General features: G+C 75.1%; 5 protein-coding genes. 3 read left to right on the top strand and 2 right to left on the bottom strand.

Annotated features, from left to right (window positions below; all coding sequences use genetic code 11):
- Window positions 1-183 (top strand): hypothetical protein (locus tag ABZ914_RS48585; RefSeq protein WP_500201389.1); only part of this gene is annotated, 183 nt, incomplete at its 5' end.
- 29 nt (window positions 184-212) lie between these two features.
- Here ABZ914_RS48585 and ABZ914_RS48580 read toward each other — a convergent pair.
- Entirely contained in the window at window positions 213-1,799 is a 1,587-nt protein-coding gene (locus ABZ914_RS48580; protein ID WP_500201388.1) for an N-acyl-D-amino-acid deacylase family protein, read from the bottom strand.
- Between the two features lie 173 nt (window positions 1,800-1,972).
- Between ABZ914_RS48580 and ABZ914_RS48575 the strand changes: the two genes are divergently transcribed.
- Complete coding sequence (locus ABZ914_RS48575) at window positions 1,973-2,494, top strand: GNAT family N-acetyltransferase (protein WP_500201390.1); 522 nt, start codon at window positions 1,973-1,975, stop codon at window positions 2,492-2,494.
- Window positions 2,495-2,518: 24 nt separating this feature from the next.
- Here ABZ914_RS48575 and ABZ914_RS48570 read toward each other — a convergent pair whose 3' ends face one another.
- Window positions 2,519-3,028, bottom strand: a complete 510-nt coding sequence (locus ABZ914_RS48570; protein ID WP_500201387.1) for a hypothetical protein — start codon at window positions 3,026-3,028, stop codon at window positions 2,519-2,521.
- Window positions 3,029-3,230: 202 nt separating this feature from the next.
- On the opposite strand from ABZ914_RS48570, the gene ABZ914_RS48565 reads away from it, so the two are divergent.
- Window positions 3,231-3,506 carry a hypothetical protein gene (locus ABZ914_RS48565; RefSeq protein WP_500201386.1) on the top strand — a complete coding sequence of 92 codons (276 nt, stop codon included), beginning with the start codon at window positions 3,231-3,233 and terminating at the stop codon, window positions 3,504-3,506.
- Window positions 3,507-3,580 lie beyond the last annotated feature (74 nt).

Raw genomic sequence — 3,580 nt, 5'->3', positions numbered from 1 at the left:
CTGCGCGTCCAGCGGCTGGTGCGCCGGCCGTGGCGGTGGGCTTTCGAGGGCTGCCGCACCGACCGGGACACCGCGGCGGCCGTCCGCGCGGCCGGGTTCGCCTCGGTGGAGATCACCGAGTTTCCGTTCCGGTCCGGTTTCGTCCCGGTCCGGACGCAGATCGCCGGTGTCGCCGTGCGCTGAGCGGCCGCGCGGCCGGAGCGGGAACGCGATCAGGGGACGCGCAGGATCTCGCCAGGACGCGCACCGCAGTGCGCGCCGTCCTCGACCACGGGGCGTCCGCCGACGACGACCGCGCGGATGCCGTCCGGATACCGCTGGGGTGCGGTGAACGTGGCCCGGTCCGCGATCCGGGCGGGGTCGAACACGACGATGTCGGCAGCCGCGCCGGGACGGAGCGCGCCGCGGCCGGTGAGCCCGGCGCGCTCGGCGGCCGCGAGCGTGCACTTGCGCACCGCTTCGGCGAGCGGGAGCGGCCCGGTGCGGACGTACTCGGCGAACAGCCGCGGGTAGCAGCCGTACGAGCGGGGGTGCGGGGCGCCCCGTCCGGTGGGGCCGTCCGGGTCGAGCGCCTGCCCGTCGGATCCGATCACGGCCGCGGGGTGGGCGAGCGCGTCGAGCAGGTCCCGTTCACTGCGCCCGCCCGCGATCATCTGGACGCCGTTGCCGTGCGCGGCGACCAGGTCGAGGACGGCGGCGCTCGGGTCCTTCCCCGTGCCGGCGGCGAAGGCGGACACGGTCCGGCCGACGGGGTCCTCCTCCCCCGCCGGCACGGCGTCGGGGACGCGGCTGATGGTGATCTCGTCCCAGGAGTTGGGCATGTCCCGCCACGCTCGGGCGACGCGCGCGCGGGCGTCCCTGTCTCGCAGCCGTGCCCGCATCCTCTCCTCTCCGCCCTCCTGCGCCCAGTAGGGCAGCAGCTGCGAGAGCGGCGCGTTGCCCGCCAGGTACGGGTAGACGTCGAAGGCCACGTCCAGCCCGGACGAACGTGCCGCGTCGATCAGGTCCAGGGCGCGCGCGACCGACCCGTGGTTGCGGCGGCCGACGGCGATCAGGTGGGAGATCTGGGTACGGCAGCCGGTGGCCGCCGCGACCCGCAGCGCCTGCCGGACGGAGTCGAGCAGCCCGTCGGCGTAGTCGCGCACGTGCCAGGCGAACAGCCGGCCGAACGCGGCGGCGGTGCGGCCGAGCACCTCCAGCTCGTCCTCCCGGGCGTAGCAGGGCGGGGCGTAGGCGAGGCCGGTGGAGACGCCCGCCGCGCCGGCGGAGAGCGCGTCGCCGAGCAAGCCGCGCATCCGGTCGAGCGCGGCGGCGTCCGCGGGACGGTCCTCGAACCCCACGGCCGCCGCGCGCAGCGGCGTGTGCGCGACCAGGGCGGCCACGTTCACCGACGGGCGCGCGGTGTCCAGCGCCGCGAGGTGCCCGGGCAGGTCCGTCCAGCCCCACCGGACCGACGGGTCGAGGTCCAGGTACCCGGCGGCGGCCCGGAGCGCGCCCGGGTCGGCGGCGACGGGCGCCACGCCGAGCCCGCAGTTGCCGATCACGACCGTCGTGACGCCCTGCCGGACCGCGCTGTGCGCCTCCGGCGCGGACAGCAGCGTCAGGTCGGAGTGGGTGTGCACGTCGACGAACCCGGGGGCCACCACGTGACCGGACGCGTCCAGGGTCCGGGCGGCGGGCCGTCCGGCGAGGTCGCCGACCGCCTCGACGCGCCCGCCGATGACGGCGACGTCGGCGCGGCGGGGCGGCGTCCCGGTGCCGTCGACGACGGTCCCGCCGCTGACCAGCAGGTCGATCACGGTCGCACCGCCTCCCGCAGGCGGAACGCCGCCCGGGCAAGGCGGTGGTCTGCGTCGTGCACGTTGCCTCCTCGGACGGCGGGTCTGACGCCACTCCACCAAGGCCCGCGAGCCGCTGGCAATAACCTGTCGCTCGGCGGCGGTGCCGTGGATATCGTCGGGCCGTGCCCAAGATCCTCCACGGTGAGTCGGTGACCCTGCGGCCCGCGACGGAGGCGGACGTGCCCGCGCTGGCGGCGATCCGCGCGACGCCGGAAGTCCACCAGTGGTGGCGCGGCGGCCCCGACCTCGCCGCCGAAGTGGCCCGCGAGCTCGCCGACACCGACGTCGAGCAGCTGGTCATCGAGCACGAGGGCCGCACCGCCGGCCTGATCCAGTGGTATGCGGAGCAGGACCCCGACTACCGGCGCGCCGGCATCGACATCTACCTCGACCCGTCCGTGCGCGGGCGCGGCCTGGGCCCCGACGCCATCCGCACCCTCGCGCGGCACGTGTTCGACGACCACGGTCACCACCGGATCACCATCGACCCGGCCGTCGCGAACACCGCCGCCATCCGCTGCTACGAGAAGGTCGGGTTCCGGCCGGTCGGCGTCATGCGGCAGTACGAACGCGGCACCGACGGCACCTGGCACGACGGTCTCCTCATGGACCTGCTGGCCGACGAGTTGACCGGCGGGTCCCCGGCGCCGTGAGCCGAGCGCGTCACCCGCCGGCGCTCACTCTGCGAGGCCGGGACGGTAGGCGGCGCGCGCCGGCCGGTGCAGGCTTCGCGCGGCAAGGCCGAAGACCACGCCTCCGGCGACGAACAGGATGTCGGTGAAGGCGCCGGCGGTGACCGCCCAACCTGACGGATGGGAGGTGCCGTACACCTCGGCGGTGGTGAGGCCGGACAGGCCCTTCGGGAGGACGTCCAGCCAGCGGACCACGTCGTCGAGGACACCGATTCCGCCGCGCAGGCCGAGCAGTGCGCAGCCCGCCCAGCAGGCGGCCAGCTGAAGGCGGGACGGGAACCAGCGCCAGCCGCGCATCATCGCCAGCGGCGTGAGCACGCCGACCGCCGTCATCACCCAGACCAGGGCCATGAACACCTGCACGGCCACCCGGGCGGAGCCGTGGTGGTGGTCGGGGTCCGGCATGGGCAGGCCGGTCAGCGCCCACACCACATGCCAGAGCAGAAATCCCGTCACCCATGCGAAGGCGGCCGTCCCGGCTCGTCGGATCGTCATGGCTCCGACGATCGCGGACCGGCCGGGCCGCGCACCTCCCGCTCGCGGGCGAGACGGTTCACCCGCGCGGGGGACCCACGCGCGCGGTCGAACCGGGCGCCCGAAACGAGGGGGATGTCACATTTCGGCCGTCCCGACCGTCTCAATGGCATCCAGTGGGGCCGCCAAGGCACGTGCCTCCCGGACGACGAAGGGACATTCCATGTCCGCAAGATCTCGCGCACTGGGTTCACGTACCCGTGCGACCGCTCTCGCCGCCGCCGCTCTCACGACGATCGGGCTCGGAGTCGTGACCGGCGTCGCGGCGGCCCCCGCCCAAGCCTCTCCCGCGGCGCCCGCGGCGACCTGGTGGGACGTCGGGAACTACGGCACCCATCCGAAGTGCATCGACGCCGGCCAGCAGTACGAGCGCGAGGGCTGGCCCTACAGATGCATCTACGTCAGCGGCGCCGGGTGGGTTCTCGAGATCTGGCAGTAGCCCTCACCGCCGCTGTGCCTCGTGCGCGCCGAAACGCTCCCCGGCATGAGCGGCCGCGATCGGCACCGGCCTCC

The organism is Spirillospora sp. NPDC046719, from assembly GCF_040645715.1.
Taxonomy (GTDB): Bacteria; Actinomycetota; Actinomycetes; order Streptosporangiales; family Streptosporangiaceae; genus Spirillospora.
The sequence above is the reverse complement of the archived record's forward strand: the minus strand, read 5'-3'. Positions and strand labels throughout refer to the sequence as shown.